General features: G+C 75.1%; 14 protein-coding genes. 3 read left to right on the forward strand and 11 right to left on the reverse strand.

From position 1 onward, the window contains the following. Positions 1-21 precede the first annotated feature (21 nt). The 3 genes from ETD85_RS48980 to ETD85_RS48990 are packed head-to-tail and all read right to left on the reverse strand — an operon-like array spanning position 22 to position 2637. Positions 22-1449 (reverse strand): AlkA N-terminal domain-containing protein, encoded by a 1428-nt coding sequence (locus ETD85_RS48980; protein WP_138696722.1) that lies wholly within the window; start codon positions 1447-1449, stop codon positions 22-24. A gap of 33 nt (positions 1450-1482) precedes the next feature. Then, positions 1483-1959: a GbsR/MarR family transcriptional regulator gene (locus tag ETD85_RS48985; protein ID WP_138696723.1), complete on the reverse strand. Its 477-nt coding sequence runs from the start codon at positions 1957-1959 to the stop codon at positions 1483-1485. 9 nt (positions 1960-1968) lie between these two features. Next, positions 1969-2637 (reverse strand): FMN-binding negative transcriptional regulator, encoded by a 669-nt coding sequence (locus tag ETD85_RS48990; protein WP_138696724.1) that lies wholly within the window; start codon positions 2635-2637, stop codon positions 1969-1971. A 36-nt stretch (positions 2638-2673) separates the two neighbouring features. Between ETD85_RS48990 and ETD85_RS48995 the strand changes: the two genes are divergently transcribed. Further along, positions 2674-4002, forward strand: coding sequence for an aminotransferase class I/II-fold pyridoxal phosphate-dependent enzyme (locus ETD85_RS48995; protein ID WP_138696725.1), 1329 nt, complete (start codon positions 2674-2676; stop codon positions 4000-4002). Between the two features lie 23 nt (positions 4003-4025). Here the strand turns inward: ETD85_RS48995 and ETD85_RS49000 are convergent, their stop codons facing one another. The 4 genes from ETD85_RS49000 to ETD85_RS49015 form a co-directional block, all read right to left on the reverse strand. Beyond that, positions 4026-5153 (reverse strand): Dyp-type peroxidase, encoded by a 1128-nt coding sequence (locus tag ETD85_RS49000; RefSeq protein ID WP_206059358.1) that lies wholly within the window; start codon positions 5151-5153, stop codon positions 4026-4028. Further along, on the reverse strand, positions 5150-5722 hold the full coding sequence (locus tag ETD85_RS49005) for a copper chaperone PCu(A)C (RefSeq protein ID WP_138696726.1): 573 nt from the start codon (positions 5720-5722) through the stop codon (positions 5150-5152). The genes ETD85_RS49000 and ETD85_RS49005 overlap by 4 nt, the downstream gene beginning before the upstream one ends. A gap of 93 nt (positions 5723-5815) precedes the next feature. After that, positions 5816-6310 (reverse strand): MFS transporter, encoded by a 495-nt coding sequence (locus ETD85_RS49010; protein WP_138696727.1) that lies wholly within the window; start codon positions 6308-6310, stop codon positions 5816-5818. A 61-nt stretch (positions 6311-6371) separates the two neighbouring features. Continuing rightward, entirely contained in the window at positions 6372-7823 is a 1452-nt protein-coding gene (locus ETD85_RS49015) for an MFS transporter (protein ID WP_138696728.1), read from the reverse strand. Between the two features lie 164 nt (positions 7824-7987). On the opposite strand from ETD85_RS49015, the gene ETD85_RS49020 reads away from it, so the two are divergent. Beyond that, positions 7988-8719, forward strand: a complete 732-nt coding sequence (locus ETD85_RS49020; protein ID WP_138696729.1) for a hypothetical protein — start codon at positions 7988-7990, stop codon at positions 8717-8719. Here the strand turns inward: ETD85_RS49020 and ETD85_RS49025 are convergent. The 3 genes from ETD85_RS49025 to ETD85_RS49030 are packed head-to-tail and all read right to left on the reverse strand — an operon-like array spanning position 8716 to position 14765. Then, entirely contained in the window at positions 8716-11322 is a 2607-nt protein-coding gene (locus tag ETD85_RS49025) for a LuxR C-terminal-related transcriptional regulator (RefSeq protein ID WP_138696730.1), read from the reverse strand. The genes ETD85_RS49020 and ETD85_RS49025 overlap by 4 nt on opposite strands. Before the next feature lie 48 nt (positions 11323-11370). After that, positions 11371-11532, reverse strand: coding sequence for a hypothetical protein (locus ETD85_RS63840; RefSeq protein ID WP_170247259.1), 162 nt, complete (start codon positions 11530-11532; stop codon positions 11371-11373). Positions 11533-11567: 35 nt separating this feature from the next. Next, on the reverse strand, positions 11568-14765 hold the full coding sequence (locus ETD85_RS49030; RefSeq protein ID WP_138696731.1) for an AfsR/SARP family transcriptional regulator: 3198 nt from the start codon (positions 14763-14765) through the stop codon (positions 11568-11570). 110 nt (positions 14766-14875) lie between these two features. On the opposite strand from ETD85_RS49030, the gene ETD85_RS49035 reads away from it, so the two are divergent. Beyond that, a complete protein-coding gene (locus ETD85_RS49035; RefSeq protein ID WP_170247260.1) occupies positions 14876-15394 on the forward strand; it encodes a universal stress protein in 519 nt (172 codons plus the stop codon). On the opposite strand, the gene pdxR is transcribed toward ETD85_RS49035, so the two are convergent. Then, a partial coding sequence (gene pdxR / locus ETD85_RS49040) for a MocR-like pyridoxine biosynthesis transcription factor PdxR (RefSeq protein ID WP_138696733.1) occupies positions 15350-16521 on the reverse strand: 1172 nt, incomplete at its 5' end. The two genes, ETD85_RS49035 and pdxR, sit on opposite strands and share 45 nt — an antisense overlap.

A 16521-nucleotide genomic window follows, 5' to 3' on the forward strand; every position in this document is an offset into this window, starting at 1 on the left:
TATAAGAGACAGGGGGCGTGTCTATGTGCCTCGGTGGCGGGCCGAGGTCAGATGGGCCATCGCGTACGAGCGCCATGGCCGCCACCGCCGCGCGTCCTCGGCCGTCAGCCCGAGGCGGCTCAGCCCTTCCCGCACGGCGGGGTCCATGGGCAGGAAGACGTCGGGATCGCCGAGGGCCCGCAGCCGGATCCGGCCCGCGGTCTCCGCGTCCACGCCCGGCACGGCGAGCAGCTCGCGCCCGGCCCGGTCCCGGTCGGCCTCCGGCCCCAGCGCAAGCTCCCCCGCCACCATGGCCCTGGCCAGGGCGGCGACACGGGCGAGCACGTCCGCCCCGGCCAGGGCCGCGACGGAGGCCGGCGCGTCCGCTTCCGCCAGGACCTCCATACGGGGAAAGGCGTGGGTGAGGCCGCCGAACGGCTCGGGCAGCGGCGTGCCGTAGCGCTGGACCAGGCCGGCGAGCAGGGCCCGCCCGGCGGCGCTCTCCTCGCCGGCGACCGCGCGTACCGCCATCTCGGCCGCGTCCACGTGGCCGGGCACCCGCAGGCCGGGGGAGGCCGCCACCACGGGCCCGAGTACCGGGTCCCGGCCGAGGTGGTCGGCGACGTCCCGGGGGTCGGCGTCCAGATCGAGCAGGCGGCGGCAGCGGCCCACCGCCGCGGGAAGATCCTTGAGGTCCTCCAGGCGCAGCTCGCAGGACACGTACGCCCGCTCGGCCCGCAGCGTGACGACGCCCAGGCCGTGCGGCAGCGTCAGGACCCGGCGGTAGTGGTCGTCACCGGCCTTTTCCAGACCGGGAACGGCGCGGGCGGCGAGGAACCCGAACAGGCCGGTCGCCTCCAGGGGTGGGCGGTAGCCGAGGCGCAGCTGGAGCGTCCCGGGGGAGCGGCGGGCGTGGCGGGTTCCGCGCATCGCGGTGGGGGTCGTGCCGTACACCTTGTGCAGGGTGTCGTTGAACTGGCGGATCGTGGCGAAACCCGCGGCGAACGCGATCTCACCGGCCGGCAGGTCCGTGGTCTCCAGGAGCGTTCTGGCGTTGGCCGCCCGCTGCGCCCTGGCCAGCGCCTGCGGGCCGGCGCCGAGGTCGGCGACGAGCTGGCGGCGGAGCTGGCGCTCGCTGTAGCCGAGCCGGGCCGCCAGGCCCGCGACCCCTTCGCGGTCCACGAGGCCGTCGGCGATCAGCCGCATCGCGCGACCGGCGACGTCCGCGCGGACGTTCCACTCGGGGGAGCCGGGCGTGCTGTCCGGGCGGCAGCGCTTGCAGGCGCGGAAGCCGGCCTCCAGAGCGGCGGCGGAGGAGGGATAGAAGCGGACGTTCTCGCGCTTGGGCAGGGCGGCCGGGCAGCTCGGGCGGCAGTAGACGCCGGTGGTCACGACGGCGACGAAGAACCGGCCGTCGAAGCGGCCGTCCCGGCTCCTGAGCACGGAGTAGGCGTCGTCGTCTGCGAGCATGCGCCTACTCTTGCCGGTGTCCGGCCCGTCCCACTAGTGACGATCGGACATCGAGTCTCGGGCGCCCTGATCGAGCACGTCGGCCAACGCGGCGATGGAGGTCCTGGCCGAGCGGATGCGCGCAGTGTGCGCCTCGTCGGCCCAGCCGAGCCGCAGGCCCTCCGCAGCGAGCTGGTCGAACGCCCTGAACGCGGCGAGCTTCTGCCGGATGACCTTGGACCAGGCGTCGTCCTCGATCTCGTAGTAGACGTTGCGCTCGCCGGGCTTGCGGAACCTGCGGATCAGCCGGATGGACGTCAGCAGGTGCATGTTCGTCGTCAGCGAGGCGCGGCTGGCGCCGATGGCCTCCGCGATCTCGCCGGCGGTCTGCTCGGGCGGGTCGCAGGCCATCAGCCAGCCCAGGACGCGGCCGGTGATCGGGGCGAGCCCCCACTCCTCGGAGACGAACGTCGCCACCCGCTCGACCCACGCGAGCACCTGCTCGTGGTCGGGGCCGTCCTGCGCAGTCATGCCGGAATTCTATCGCCCACCTGTTTCAGCCCCGGCTGAACCGACTGGCATGTCGGCGAGGCAGGCGATGCGCCTGAGCTGCTGCGACCTGGCGTCCGCGTCCCCCGGGAGGTCGCGCTCGGCGAGCCCGGCGGCGACCCGCTCGCGGAACTCGACCGGCCGCTGGTTGTCGTACTTGAACTTGGCCCGCACCCCCAGCACCTCCAGCCGCAGCCCGCGGATCGCCGACAGGTTCCGGTGGTACGGCCCCGCGTCGGCGGCCACCTCGCCGTACCCGCCCTCGGGCTGGTGGTGGGCCAGCTGCCTGCGCAGGATCTCCGCCTTGCCCTCCTTGTCGTCCACGATCCGGGCCCGGCAGGTGAGCTGCACCGACGCGTAGTAGCTGGTCGGCACGCCGTTCTCGGGAACGTCCGCGCGCCATCCCGAGGGGATGTAGGCGTAGTCGCCGTACACGCTCACCACGACCGGCGAGCCGGCCTCAAGCGCGGCCCAGATCGGGTTCGGCCGGGCGAGGTGGAGCAGGATCTCCCCGTCGCCATCGAAGAGGAAATGCGTCGGCACCACCACCGGGGGCCCGCCGTCCACGCCGTTCGCCGCGAGCTGCCCGAAGTCACGCGTACGCAGCCAGTCCCGCCATTCGTGGTCGTCGTGAGCCGCGTCCCAAGGGTGAATCAGCATTTGCCGCCCTCTTTGTATTAGTACATAATACCTATTGTGCCAGAAAGATATCTGATTGCCGGAAAGTCGGCCAGCGAGATTGCGGCCAAGGTCGAGTCGGCGGTCTCGGTGGGCCGGCTGTCACCTGGCACGTTGCTGCCCCCGGTCCGCGAGGCGGCGGCGCAGGCGCGGGTCAGCCCCAACACGGCGGCGGCGGCGTACCGGCTGCTGCGCGAGCGCGGCATCGTGGAGACCGCGGGGCGGCGCGGCACCCGGGTCAGGCCGCGCCCGGCCAGCACGTCGCGCGAGGAGATCCGCATCGAGGTGCCGCCCGGCGTGCGCGACCTGTCCAAGGGCAACCCCGACCCCGCCCTGCTCCCGCCCCTGCACGAGGCGCTGGCGGCGGCGGCGCGGGCGCACGCGGAGCGGCCCGCGATGTACGGCACGGGCGACGACGAGGAGCTGCTCGGCCTGGCTGCTGCCCGGCTGCGGGCGGACGGGATCGCGCCGGGGCCGCTGGCGATCACCTCGGGCACGCTGGACGCGGTGGAGCGGGTGCTGGTCGCCTATCTGCGGCCGGGCGACGCGATCGCGGTGGAGGACCCGGGCTGGACGGCGCTGCTCGACCTGGTCGCCGCCCTGCGGCTGCGCCCGGTGCCGATGCGGATCGACGACGACGGGCCGTTGCCCGACGAGCTCGGGCGGGCGCTGCGGGCCGGCGTCCGCGCGGTGGTGATCACCTCCCGAGCCCAGAACCCGACCGGGGCCGCCGTCACCGCCGAGCGCGCGCGGTCGCTGCGGATGGAGCTGGCCGCCTACCCGGGGGTGCTGTTCGTCGAGGACGACCATGGCGCGGGCTTCGTGGACGTTCCCGCGCACCCGCTGGCGGGCGTGACGGACAGCTGGATCCACACCCGCTCGACGGCCAAGGACCTCGGGCCCGACCTGCGCCTGGCCGTGATCACCGGCGATCCGGTCACGCTGGGGCGGCTGCGCGGCCGCCAGCGGCTCGCCTCGGGCTGGGTCAGCCACCTGCTGCAACGCGCGGTCGCCTACCTGTGGCGGACGGACGCGGTCGACCGGGCCGCGGTGGGGGCCGCGTACGGGATGCGCAGGGACGGGCTGGTGGCGGCGCTGGCCGAGCGCGGCATCCCCGCGCACGGCCGCAGCGGGCTCAACGTGTGGGTCCCGGTCACGGACGAGACCAGCGCGATCACCCGGCTGCTCGCCCGCGGCTGGGCCGCCACGCCGGGCACGCGCAACCGCGTGGGCACGCCGCCCGCGCTGCGCCTGACCGTGTCGTCCCTGCGCCCCGGCGAGATCCCGGCGCTCGCCGACGACCTCGCCGCCGCCCTGCGGCCCGCGCCGAGCGGCCGGTACGGCTGACCACCGCCTGAACGCGGCCCCGATCAGGACAGCAGGGTCTCGCCGATCCACCCGCCGGGCGCGCACCCCGGCGGCAGGGCGAAGACCGCCGAGCCGATCGCGGTCGTCCATTCGTTGAGCAGATCGCCCTCGGCCAGGCTGCGCTGGACGGGCACGAACTGCCGGGCGATGTCCGCCTGGTAGGAGGCGAACAGCAGCCCGGAGTCCGACTTCCCGTCCCGGGTGAGCCCCTCGTCGTAGTTGTACGGGCGGCGCAGGATCCGCCGGGCCGGGTCCGACACGTGCGCCCGCCGGATGTGGGCGAACTCCGAGATGACCGGGAATCCGAGCCGGTTCAGGCGGTGGTAGTCGGGCTCGTCATGCTCGGCCCGGCCGGTCAGCGGAGCTCCGGTGTCCAGCCGCCGGCCGATCGTGAACTCCCTGGCCACCCGGTCGGCGGCGTCCCAGGTCTCAAGCTGCATCCGGATCCGGCGCAGCACGAGCGTGGTGCCGCCGCGCAGCCAGGCGGGGCCGCTTTGACCGATCCACACGGCACTGTCCAGGTCCGTCGGATTGACCGTGCCGTCCACCTGGCCCATCAGGTTGCGCTGCGTCTTCCCGGCCGCCTGCCCGCGGAACCCGCGCTGGGTCCAGCGCATCCGCGCGAAGGACCGCGCGTCCTTCACGATCATGCGGACGGCGTGCGCGACCGTCAGGCTGTCGTCTGCGCACACCTGCACGAGCAGGTCGCCGCCGGTCCACCGCTTGTCCAGCTTGTCCGTGCTGAACGCGGGCAGCCCGGCCACCGGCGAGCCCGCTCCGGCCGCCTCGAACAGCCCGGGCCCGAACCCGAACGTGATCGTGAGCCTGGCCGGGCTCGCTGTCAGCTCGGGCTCGGTGTCGGCCAGCGCGGGCCGCCCCTGGGTGAGGCGGGCCGCGTCGTCGGTGAGCAGCTGGAGCAGCCGGACGATCGCCTCCTTGCGCGTGCCGGGCAGCAGGTCGAGCCCGAGGAACACCGCGTGCGCCTGCGCGGCCGTGGCCACGCCCGCCTGGTGCGGGCCGTGGAACGGCTCGACCTGGGCGCCCGGCTGGGGTGGCGGGGTGTCGCGGCGCGCGAGGGCGCCGGCCGCGGTGGCGGCGCCCCCGGCGAACAGCCCTCTGCGGCTGATCACTTGTGCCCCGGCTGGTAGTCCTCCTCGCCACCGGCGAAGTCCTTGCCGACGGCGGTGAACTCCAGCGGCTCGCCGTCCTTGACCTGGAGCGTGAACGGGATCCTGGCCCCAGGCTGCACCGCCTTCGTGACGCCCATCAGCATGATGTGGTCACCGCCCGGCTGGAGCTGGTGAATGCCGTGCGGCGGGACGACGAAGCCGCCCTCCTTCGGCCGCATGACCATCTTGCCGCCGGACTCGACCACCTCGTGCAGCTCGACCATCGGCGAGAGCGGCGTGGCGCCGGACACGACGGTGACCGCGGTGTCGCCGTCGTTGACCAATGTGCCGAATGCGGCGGTCATCCCCTTCTTGGTGGTCTTCACCCAGGGGTCGGTGATGGACAGGCCGGCCACCCCTGTGGACGACGGAGCGGCGGCCGGCGAGGCGGAGGCGGACGGCGAGGTGGAGGCGGCCGGTGAAGGGGCGGCCGGTGAAGGGGCGGCCGCGGTGGTGGGGGAGCCGCCGCAGCCGGTCAGCGTCACCGCCGCGACGGCGGCGGCCAGCATGAGGGCATGACGAGAGAACATGGGAATGCCTTTCTCCGCCCGGCAGGCCGAAGCGGGCCCTGCCGGGCGCGGGGGTCATCGAGGTGGGGGAAACGTCTTGCCAGGACCCGGAGGTCAGGCGATGGCGATCCCCGGCGGACCCCTCCTGCTGACGACGTGCCGCAGCACGGCCGGGCGGAGCGCGCGCGGCTCCGCCGTCCACAGGGGTGTGGAAAAAGGTGTGGTGAGGAGCGGCAGCCAGATGACCAGCAGCCGTACGGCCAGGCGGCGCAGCAGCGCCCAGAGCGCGGCCTCGCCGCGGGCCAGCCACAGCGCGGTCAGCCCGATCGCCCAGCCGTGGGTCACGAGCATGCCGAGTCCGGGCACCAGGCCGGAGTGCAGATGTCCGGCCAGCTCCTGCGGTGAGGCGGCGTGGGACAGCGAGAACAGCAGGTGCATGACCACCTGCACGGCGGCGAGCAGCGGCAGGATCACCGCCAGCGGCCGCTCGCGCCCCGACAGCGGGAACGCCGCCGCGCACGCCAGCCCCAGCGCGCCCAGCGCGGCCGGGGGAGCGACGGCGGCACCGCCGAGCAGGTGCGCCGCCATGCCCAGCCCAAGGCACACCACGGCGAAAACCGCAGTGCGGGCAAAGCGGAACGGCGGCGCCATAGGCATAGCATTCCACGCCTCATGGGCAGTCGGCTGGGCGCTCCTGCTTCACGTGAAACCTTGCTGCCGCCGGGGATCCGGCCTCGCTCGCCGGGCCGCGCCGGGCCCGCCGAAAGGAGTGGACCAGCACGCCGCTCGCGCCCACGATCAGCACCGCGACCCCGGCCCGCGCCGCCGCGTCCCACCCGCCGTCCAGCGCGCCGAAGAACGCGGCCCCGGTCAACGTCCCGCCCAGCACTCCCCCGGCCTCCTGCACGGTCCCGAGCACCCCGGCGGCCGCCCCCGCCAGCTCAGCGCGTACGCCGGACAGGACGGACGAGATCAGCGGTGACATCAGCCACCCCATCCCGGCCCCCGTGACCAGCAGCGCCGCACCCACCGCGTACGGTCCCAAGTCCCAGGTCACCACGCCGTACAGGACCACCAGCCCCATGACCAGCGCGGGCGCCCCCAGCGGACCGGGACGCAGCGAGGCGGCGAGGAACCCGGCGTTCAGCGCGGTGCACATGGCCCCCGCGGCGAGCGGCGTGAGCCCGAGCCCTTCCTGCGCGTACAGGGCGAGCACGAACGACAGCCCCGCCGACGTGCCGAACAGCAGCGCGACCGCCACCAGCCCGCTCGGGAACCCGCTCTCCCCGAACACCGCCAGATCCAGCAACGGCACCCGCCCCGCCGCCGCCAGCCGCCGCTGCCGCCGGACGAACGCGCCCAGGATCGGCGCCGAGGCGGCCAGGCCCCACCACGTCCACTGCGGCCAGCCCTGCTCCCGCCCCTCGACCAGGCACAGCACGACGACCGCGAGACCGGCCGCCACCAGCGCCGCCCCGGCCAGGTCGAGATCCCGCCACGAGCCGGACCGCCCGGTGCGCGGCAGCGACCGCCCGGTCGGTGGCAGGACCCGCCCGGTACGTGGCAGCACCCGCCCGATCAGTGCCAGCGCCACCACCCCCGCGGGCACGTTGACCAGGAAGCAGGCCCGCCAGCCCAGCCCCAGCGGATCGGCCGCCACCAGCAGCCCTCCTGCCACCTGCCCGCTCACTCCGGCCAGGCCGACGGCGGCGCCGTACCAGCCGAAGGCCCTGGCCCGGTCGGCACCCTGATACAGCGCGCCGAGCAGGGTGAGGACCTGCGGCGCGAGCAGCGCCGCCGCGCCACCCTGCGCGACCCGCGCCGCCACCAGCACGCCGGCGTCGTACGCCATCCCGCATCCCGCCGAGGCCAGCGTGAACAGGGCCAGCCCGAGCGCGAACACCCGGCGATGCCCGTAGAGGTCGCCGAGCCGGCCGGAGACGATCAGCCCGGCGGCGTAGGCCAGCCCGTACCCCGCGATCACGAGCTGGACGTCGGCGTCGTCCGCGCGCAGGCCGGCCCGGATCGACGGCACGGCCAGGTTGACGACGAAGAAGTCCAGCGTGGTCACGAAGACCGCGGCCAGCAGAACAGGCAGGGCCGACCAGCGGCGGGCAGTCATCAAGGCTCCAGGAGGCGTGAGGGGGAGAGGCGGTGGGAGAACACCGCCGGGCGCCGGGCGGTTGAGCCCACCCTGAAGGCCGGACGTGATGGTTCGCTTCGGATCCGCTACGGATCACCGTTCGCCGGGGATCCGCTCCCGATAAAGCGGCATAATCCCCTCCGATGCCGAAATTTCAGGACCTGTCGGAATATGCGGCGGCGATCGCCCCGGTCATCGACGCGGCCCACGTCAACGTGCACGCCTCCGCCCGCAGAGCCGCCATCGAGCTCGCCGAGACATCGGGCCTGACCCAGGGACTCCTGCCGGACCTGCGTTTCACACTCCCGCTACGCCCCCTGACCAGACCCGGCCTGGCCACGATCTACCGCTACGCCGACGTGCCGGGACTCGACGCCGACCTCGGCGACCACCTGCGCGAGGGCACGCTGGAGGAGGACGGCGACGGGACCCTGCGCCTGACGCCCAAGGGCCGGACGTTCATCGACGCCCTCTACGCCCTGCACGCCGCCACGACCGAGCGCATCTGGACCGGCCACGACCTCCCCGGCCTGGCCGCCCTGGCAGGCCGCGTGCTCGACACCGCTACGGGTAGTGCCGAGCGCCTCCCCGGCGGCGCGTTCGAGCTCGTCACACCGCCGTACGAGCCGGCGGGCACGACGCCGGGGGTGCTGCTGTTCAACCGGCTCGCCGTGCTGCGCTACCACCGCGCCGACGCGCACGCCGCGGCCTGGCAGGCGGAGGGCCTGTCCGCCGCCGCCATCGTCGGCCTGCGCGAAGGTCCGCTGCGCGCCAGGATCGAGGAGCGGACGAACCAGCGCGCCGCGCCGCCGTACGGGGTGCTGACGGCGGACGAGCGCCAGACCCTGTACGACGGCCTGCTGAGACTCATCTAAAGCGCGGCCAGCAGGCGGCCCACCTGCGTGCGGTCGTTCACGCCGAGCTTCTCGTAGGCGGCCTGCAGATGGTTGGCCGCCGTCCTGGTGGACAGCGTCAGCCGATCCGCGATCTGCCGGTTCGTGAGCCCGGCGGCGGCGAGCTGGACGATCTCCCGCTGGCGCGGCGTCAGCTCGGGCGTGGCCAGCTCGACCAGCGCGGGAGTCGAGACCCCTGGGCAGAGCTTGGCCAGCGCCCACGCCCTGGTCTGCGCGCCCCTGGCCAGGGAGCCGCGGCCCGCGTCCCGGTGGGCGGCCGCCTCCTGGGCGGTGGTCTCGGCCGCGTACAGCAGCAGCCCCCTCCGCTCGAACTCGCCCGCCACCACCCGCAGCTCGCCCGGGTCCTCCGCGGCCCGCGCGTGCCTGGCGAGGAGCGGAGCCAGCGCGCCCTCCATCTGTCCCGCCAGCGCGGACAGCCGGTCCGCCGCCGCCTCGGGCGCTCCGAGCCGGACGAGATCGTGCAGCGCGAACATCAGGTTCCCGAGCAGCTCGTGCCGCTCCGCGTGGTCGGCCGCCACCAGGCACAGGCGCAGCGCCTCGGCCATGTCGCCGCCCGCCGCCGCGACCCAGGCCGCGGCCTGCAACGCGAGCTGGCGGGTGAACGCCCACCTGGAGGCCAGCTCCTCGGCCTCGGCCAGCGCCTGCCTGGCCTGCGCCACGCGGCCCAGCACCGCCAGGGTGTGCGCCTGCTCGGCCGCGCACCGGCCCAGGTACGGCTCGCGTACGGGCAGCCTGGCCATGTCGTCCGCACACCAGCGCAGCGCTCCCTCGGCGTCGCCGCGCAACCTGCTGACCAGCGCCCGGCACGCCCCGAACCCGGACATCGACAGCTCGGCCGCGGGCAGCTCCATGCCCCGCTCCGCGGTCCGCGCCGCCGCCGCCAGCCGCCCGGAGAACACCTGCGCGGCGCACAGCGCGTCCAGGAACGTCGGCAGCGCGTGCGGCGCCTCGTCCCGCCAGCTCCCCAGATCCGCCAGCGCCCCCTCGGCGATCTCCAGGCTGCGCTCGGTCCGGCCCGCGTACGCCGCGACCCACGCCTCCATGGACGCCGCGTGCGCGTCGCCGCGTACCGTCATCGGCCCGGACGAGCGGGCCCGCACCAGCGACCGCGCCGCCCCGGTCAGCCGCCCGGCGAAGCCGTCCGTCACGGCCCGGTAGACGTGCGCCTCCTGCCGCCAGGCGGGCTCGGTCAGCGTTCGCGCGGCCACGTCGAGCACCCGGCACGCCTCGGCGTCCGCGCCCGCCCAGGCGAGGTTGATGCCCAGGCTGAGCGCGTGCTGGGCCCGCTCGCCCTCGGTGACCGCGTCCCTGGCCGCCCGCCGCAGCGCGGCCAGCGCCGAGTCGGCGTCGCCCAGCACCATGAGCACCTCGCCGAGCAGCGCCACCGCGGCCACGCCCGCTCCCGCGTCGATCGCGGCTCTGGCCAGCCGCTCGGCCAGCCGGGGGTCCTGCCGGGCCCAGGCCAGCCGCGCGGCCGAGGTCAGCATGCCGGGCGCGGCGGCAGCGCCGCTGTCCAGCAGCCAGACGGCCGCGCGCAGCTCGTCCTCGCGCCGCCGCAGCCCGCTGGACTCCAGCGCGCCGGCCAGCATCCGCAGCCGCCGCCGGGTCCGCATCGTCCCGCAGTCGCCGCGCACCACCTCGCCGTAGAGCGGGTGCCCGAGACACAGGTGAGCGCGCCTGCCGCTGGAGGGCCGCACGCCGTCCGGCACGGCGGTGATCAGGCCGCGCTCCTCCACCCGCTCGACCGCCTGCGCCGAGGTCAGCGACACCAGCAGCTCGGTCTCCAGCGGCTCGCCGAACGCCACCAGTTCGAGCACCTCGCGCTCGTCCTGGTCGAGGTGGCCGATCCGGGCCCCGACCAGCTCGCGCAGCCTGGTGGTCACGGCCAGCTCACCCTGCCAGCGCCACTGCCCGTCCCGCTCGGCCAGTCGGCCCGTCGTGCGCCCCGCGTGCACGATCTCGCGCAGGTAGAGCACGTTCCCCGCGCTGGCCCCTGCCAGATGCCGTACGGTCGCCGCGGCCACCTCGCCGCCGAGCGCCGTCGCGAGCAGCGACCTGATCTCCCGCCCGTCCAGCGGCGGCAGCTCGATCCTGGCGAGCAGCTCGTCCTTCCACAGCGCGGCCACGGGCGGCGGCTGCGGCTCCCCCGACCCGACCGTCACCAGCAGCCTGGCCGCGCCGCTGCCGGCCAGATGGTGCACCAGCGCCGCAGAGGCCGGATCCAGCCGGTGCGCGTCGTCCACGCTCACCAGCAGCTCTTTGCCGCGCGCCCGGCCGCGAAGGTGCCGGGCGGCCCAGCCCAGCAGATTCTCGCCGCCCTGCGGCGGCCCGGTCAGCACATGCGCGAACGCGCCGAACGGGATCATCGACGCCGTCTCCGTGCCCAGCGCCCGCACGACCTCGTAACCCTCCAGCCCGGTCAGCGCCTGCGCCGCCAGCCTGCTCTTGCCCACTCCCGCCGCCCCGGCGATCATCACGCCCGCTCCCGACCGCAACGCCTGGCGTACGGTCCCGAGCAGCCCCCCTCGCCCGACGAACGGCCAACAGCTCCCCTGCTCGCTCATCGCGCCTCCTCTCATCACCCATCGTGGCGACGGCGGTTCGCGCGAGGTTCAGGCCGGATCGGGCTTCAGCCCGGCGGCGGCGAGCAGCAGGTCGACGAGCGCGTCTGTCCCGCTGAAGGCCACCGGCTCGCCTCCCACCTCTTCGAGCAGCCCGCGGAGCCGGCCGCCGGATTGCTCGGGCTCGACCAGCCGTACGATGACCGTCCTCATCCGGTCACCATCTCGCCGATCGGTTCAGGTCCGGTTCAGGTGGGGAAAGGGGCGGGCTCGACCTCCAGCTCACGCATGCGTTCCGCGTACAGCTGGTAGCGCCTGCGCGCGTCGCCGCGGCGGCCCGCCAGGTCGAGCACCCGCACCAGGCCGAGGTGGGCGCGCTCGTCGTAACGGTCGCGTTCGAGCAGCCGCAGCCACAGGCGGGCGGCCTCGTCGTAGCGCCGCTCGACGGTCCGCGCCTCGGCGAGCCGGGCCGCCGCCTGCACGTACGCCAGCCTGGCCTGCTCACGCAGCCCCACGGCCCAGTCCGCGTACGGGTCCTCCTCGCAGAACTCCCCGCCGTACGCGCTCTCGGCCGCCGCCCATCGCTCCAGCGCCTCGGCCGTCCGGCCGGCCTGGTCGAGCCGCGCCGCCCCAGCCACCAGATCCAGAAATTTCTCGACATCGACCTCGATGTTGGACAGGTTGAGCCGCAACGCGCCCTCGTCCGAGACCACGATCGCGTCGGCGGGCCGCTCGCGGCCGGGGTCGAGCACCGCGCGCAGGGTGGACACCATGACGTTCAGCCGCCGCAGGCCGACCGCCTCGCCCTCCTGCTCCGGCCAGAGGATCTCGACGAGGCGCTCCCTGCTGATCCCGGCGCCCCTGCGGCTGATGAGGATCTTCAGCAGGTCACGGGCCTTGCGCGACTGCCAGGCCGTACGCGAGACGGGCACCGTGCCGCGCAGCAATCGGAACGTTCCCATGGTCTCGACGACCAGCGCCGTCCCAGGGGCGGGCGCGGCCCGGGCCAGCAGCGCGTCGATCCTGCCGTCCAGGGCCCGGCAGCCGATCGCGTGCATGCGCTCGCGCACCCCGGCGGCCGTCTCGCCGCCGGTGCCGGGATCGGCCAGCGCGGCGCGCACCAGCTCGGCCCTGGCCTGCCCGATCGGGTCGCCGAGCAGCGTCCACCTGCGCACCGCGTCGTCGGCCAGCGCGGCGTCGCCGTCGAGCTCGGCCCGCAGCTCGGCGATGGCGGCCTGCGCCGCGTGGTCCCTGCGGCGCACCGCGACGGGCTCGGTCTCGTCGAGCAGCGCCCTGGCGTCGGCCGGCCGCCCGCCGGCCAGGGCCACGCGGGCGCCCACGACCCTGGCGGTCACGCCCGCGATGCCCTCCGCGTGCTTGAGCGCCTGCTCGGTGACGCGCGCGGCCTCGTCCGGATCCTCGCCGGCCAGCAGCTCGGCGAGCCCGTTGAGCGCGTTCGACAGCGACTGGACCTCGCCCGAGGGGGCCGCGTCCGCGATCACCCGCCGATAGACGGCCGCCGCCGCCCTGCGGTCGCCGCGCAGCGCGTGGATCGCGGCCAGCCGGTTGAGGGCGGAGCCGACCAGCTTGGAGCCCATCGCCTCCCACCGCGCCACCGCGTCGGCGGCCTCGGTCGCGGCCTCCTCCAGGCGGCCGAGGCCGATCAGGGCCTTGGCTCGGTTGGCGATGTTGAGGGCGGCGTAGGGGGCGAACGACACCAGGTCGGACAGCCGGCCCGCGATCTCCGTCTCGGCCAGGGCGCTGGTGTAGTCGCCCTCGTCCAGGTAGTGGGAGGCCCGGTTGGCGTGGATGCGGATCAGCTGGACGGCGTCGCCGGCCCGCTCGGCGTACTCCAGGGCTCTGAGGTAGTGGGCGTCGTTGGCGCGGCGGTCGCCGTCGAGGGCGGCGAGCATGGCCAGCACCGTGTTCGCCATCGCCAGCGCGCCCGGGTCGCCGAGGCTCCTGGCCTGGTCGAGCGCCTGGTCCGCGAGCTCGGCGCAGGCCGCCCTGTCGCCCTTCAGCCAGAGCACGGACGCGGTGGAGGCGGCGCACATGGCGGCGTCGGCGGGCGGGAAGCCGTGCTCGTGGCCGCGGGCGTACATGGCCATGGCCGCGTCGAGGTCGCCGCGCAGGTGGTCGATGAGCGCCAGCCGCCTGGCCACGAACGCGTCGAACGCGGGCCCCGCGGCGGCCTGCGCGAGCAGGTCGCGGGCCCGGCTCCAGTTCCCGCGGTTCTGCTCGGCGATGCCGGCCAGCTTGAGCATCGGCGGCGAGCGCCTGGCGCTCTCGGGCAGCAGCTCCAGCGCGGCGATCACGTCGCCGCGCTCGGCCAGCCGCAGGCCGTGGGAGTCGAGGAGGGAGGCCGCGAGCACGGCGTGCGCGGTCGCGACGGCCGCGCGCAGGGCCAGCTCTGGCCGGTCGTGCTCGACGTACCAGCGGGCGGCGACCGCGGCCACGTCGTGGGCCTCGTGCCGGTCGAGCGGGGCGTGCCTGGCCAGCACGTGCCTGCTGGTCTGCGTCAGCCGGTGGCCGTCCTGGCCGGCTTCGAGGAAGAGGCCGCGGCTGGTCAGCGAGTCGAGCGTGTCGGGCGGCGCGCCGAGCGTGGCACTCAGCCCGGCGGTCAGCACGGGCAGGACGGTGGCGGCCCGCAGCAGGTCGCGCATGCCGGCCGGCAGGTCCTCGAAGGCGGCCAGGGTGAGGCGTTCGAGCGTGGCGGAGTTCGCCGCCAGGCTGGCCGCCGTGCGCCGCCACGTATCGGGGTCCGTGCGGGCCAGGGCGTCCAGCGCGGCCCGGATGGCGGCGGGCCAGCCGCCGCAGGCCTCGTGCAGCGTGCCCGCGACCGCCGCGCCCGCCTCGCCGAGCAGCTCGCGCGCCCAGGCGGCGCTCTCCTCCTGGGTGAGCGCGAGGTCGGTGGCGTCGAGGTCGAGCACCTCGTGGTCCTGGCGCAGCCGGGCGGTCGGGAACGGCAGCGGCGCCCGCGAGGCCATGACGAGATGCAGGTGCCGGGGCGCGACGCGGACCAGCGTCTCCACGTAACGTACGGAGCCCGGCGCGCCCGCGATCGCGTCGACGCCGTCGAACACCAGCGCCAGCCCGCGCCGCAGCCGCCTGGCCAGCGACTCGGCCAGCGCGCCCGCCAGCGCCGCGGCCCTGGACAGCTCGTCGGCGTCGGGCCCGAGCGGCGCCTGGGCGGCGGTGACCAGGTCGGCGGGCAGGCCGGGCACCTTGGCGGACAGCGCGGCGGCCACCGCTCCGGCCAGCGTGGGCAGGTCGCGGTCGGCGGGCCCGAGCCGGTGCAGCACCGCGCCGACGTCGTAGCTCCAACCGGCCAGCGCGGTGGACTTCCCGTAGCCGGTGGCGGCCACCAGAGAGGTGAGCCTGTGCGTAAGCGCCCCGTCGAGCCGCCGGTCGAGGGCGGGACGGGAGCGCACCCACCCTCGTTCCACCCCCGCATGCTACGCCGGGCTCCCCGAGGGACTCCAGAGTTCGCAAAGTGCCACCTCCCGGTAACCGGCAGGCGGGCGCACTATGGTCGTACTTCTCAACAGGAGGCACCGTGGAACAGGAACTGCCCGGCGGTGCGAGGCTGATCGTGGGGGTGGACGAGTCCCCGGCCTCGCGCTGGGCGCTCGCCTGGGCCATCGGCGCGGCCAGGCTGCACCGGATGGCTCTGGTGGCCGTGCATGTCAGCCGCGCGCCCGTACATCCCTTCCCCGAGGCGCTGCCCGTGCAGCATGCCGTCCGGCTGGGCGAGGAGGCGCGCTGCACCGAGGTGATCACCAGCGTGTTCGACGACGTGGCCGGCGGGGTGCCGGACGACCTCACGACCGCCATGGTCGGCAAGGTGGGCGATCCCGGATACCACCTCGTGGATCTGGCCCGCGAAGGCGACCTGCTGGTGCTCGGGAGGGGGCGGCGCGGCGTGATGAGCCGGATGTTCCTGCCTTCCACCAGCATGTACTGCGCGCGCCACGCGAGGACCACGGTCGTGATCGTGCAGCAGCCGTCGCCGCCCGACGACCCGCAGATGTCAGGGGAGCGGTCGCGCCGGTTCTGGAGCCGCCGACATCCCTGACCGGAGCAGGCGGAGTCCCCCGGGTATGGCCTGCTGCGTGATCGCGCCGTAGCCCAGGACCAGGCCGGGTTGTGGCGGTTTCTCCCCGCAGTACGCCTCCAGCCGCTCCACGGCCACGCCGGGCACCGGCCGTACCGACACGCCGGGGGCGAGCCGGGCGCACAGGTGCAGCCCGGCGGTCGAGGGGACCAGGCGCAGCCGGTCGTCGCCGGCCAGCGCGTCCGTGATGAGGGCGTGCCGGGCGGCGTACTCGCGGGTCGCCTTCCTGATGTGCCTGGCCAGCAGCCCCTCGTCGATGAAGCGCGCGAGCGCCGCCTGCGTGGGCAGCTCGCCGTGCCAGTCGGAGAGCCGCTTGGCCGCCCGCAGCGCGGGCCCGAGCGAGGCGGGGGCGACCAGGAAGCCGAGCCGCAGCATGGGGAGCAGCGTCTTGGAGAACGAGCCGACGTAGACGACGCGGCCGGCGCGGTCGAGGCTCTGGAGGGGTTCGAGCGGGCGCTCGCCGAAGCGGAACTCGCTGTCGTAGTCGTCCTCGATCACCACGGCGTTGCGGCGCTCGGCCCAGGCCAGCAGGGCGGCGCGGCGGGCCAGCGACATGGGCGTGCCCAGGGGGAACTGGTGCGAAGGGGTGACGTACACGATCCTCGCCGAGCCGGGGATGGCCTCGACGACCAGGCCCTCGGCGTCCACGGGGACGCCGGCCACGCGGGCGCCGAGCGAGCGGAACAGCTGCCTGGCGGGCGGGTAGCCGGGCTCCTCCACGGCCACGCAGGCGCCGGGCTCGATCAGGACGCGGCCGACGAGGTCGAGGGCCTGCTGGGCGCCGTTCGTGATCAGCACGTCGCCGGGGCCGGCGTGGACGGAACGGCTGATGCCGATATGCCGGGAGATGGCCTCCCGCAGGGGTGCGTAGCCGGACGGCTCGCCGTACCCGGCGGCGCTCACCCGCAGCTCGCGGGCCACGAGCCGGCGCCACGTCTCCATCGGGAACAGGCGCGGGTCCGGCACGCCGACCTGGAAGTCGTACCGGGCCTCCAGCATCGGCCGCGGCTCCTCGATCTGCCGCCAGATCGCCCTGGGCCGTACGACGCCCTTCGGGGCGGCCCTGGCGCTGTCTCTTATAAACATCT

This window comes from Nonomuraea zeae, from assembly GCF_005889725.1.
Taxonomy (GTDB): Bacteria; Actinomycetota; Actinomycetes; order Streptosporangiales; family Streptosporangiaceae; genus Nonomuraea; species Nonomuraea zeae.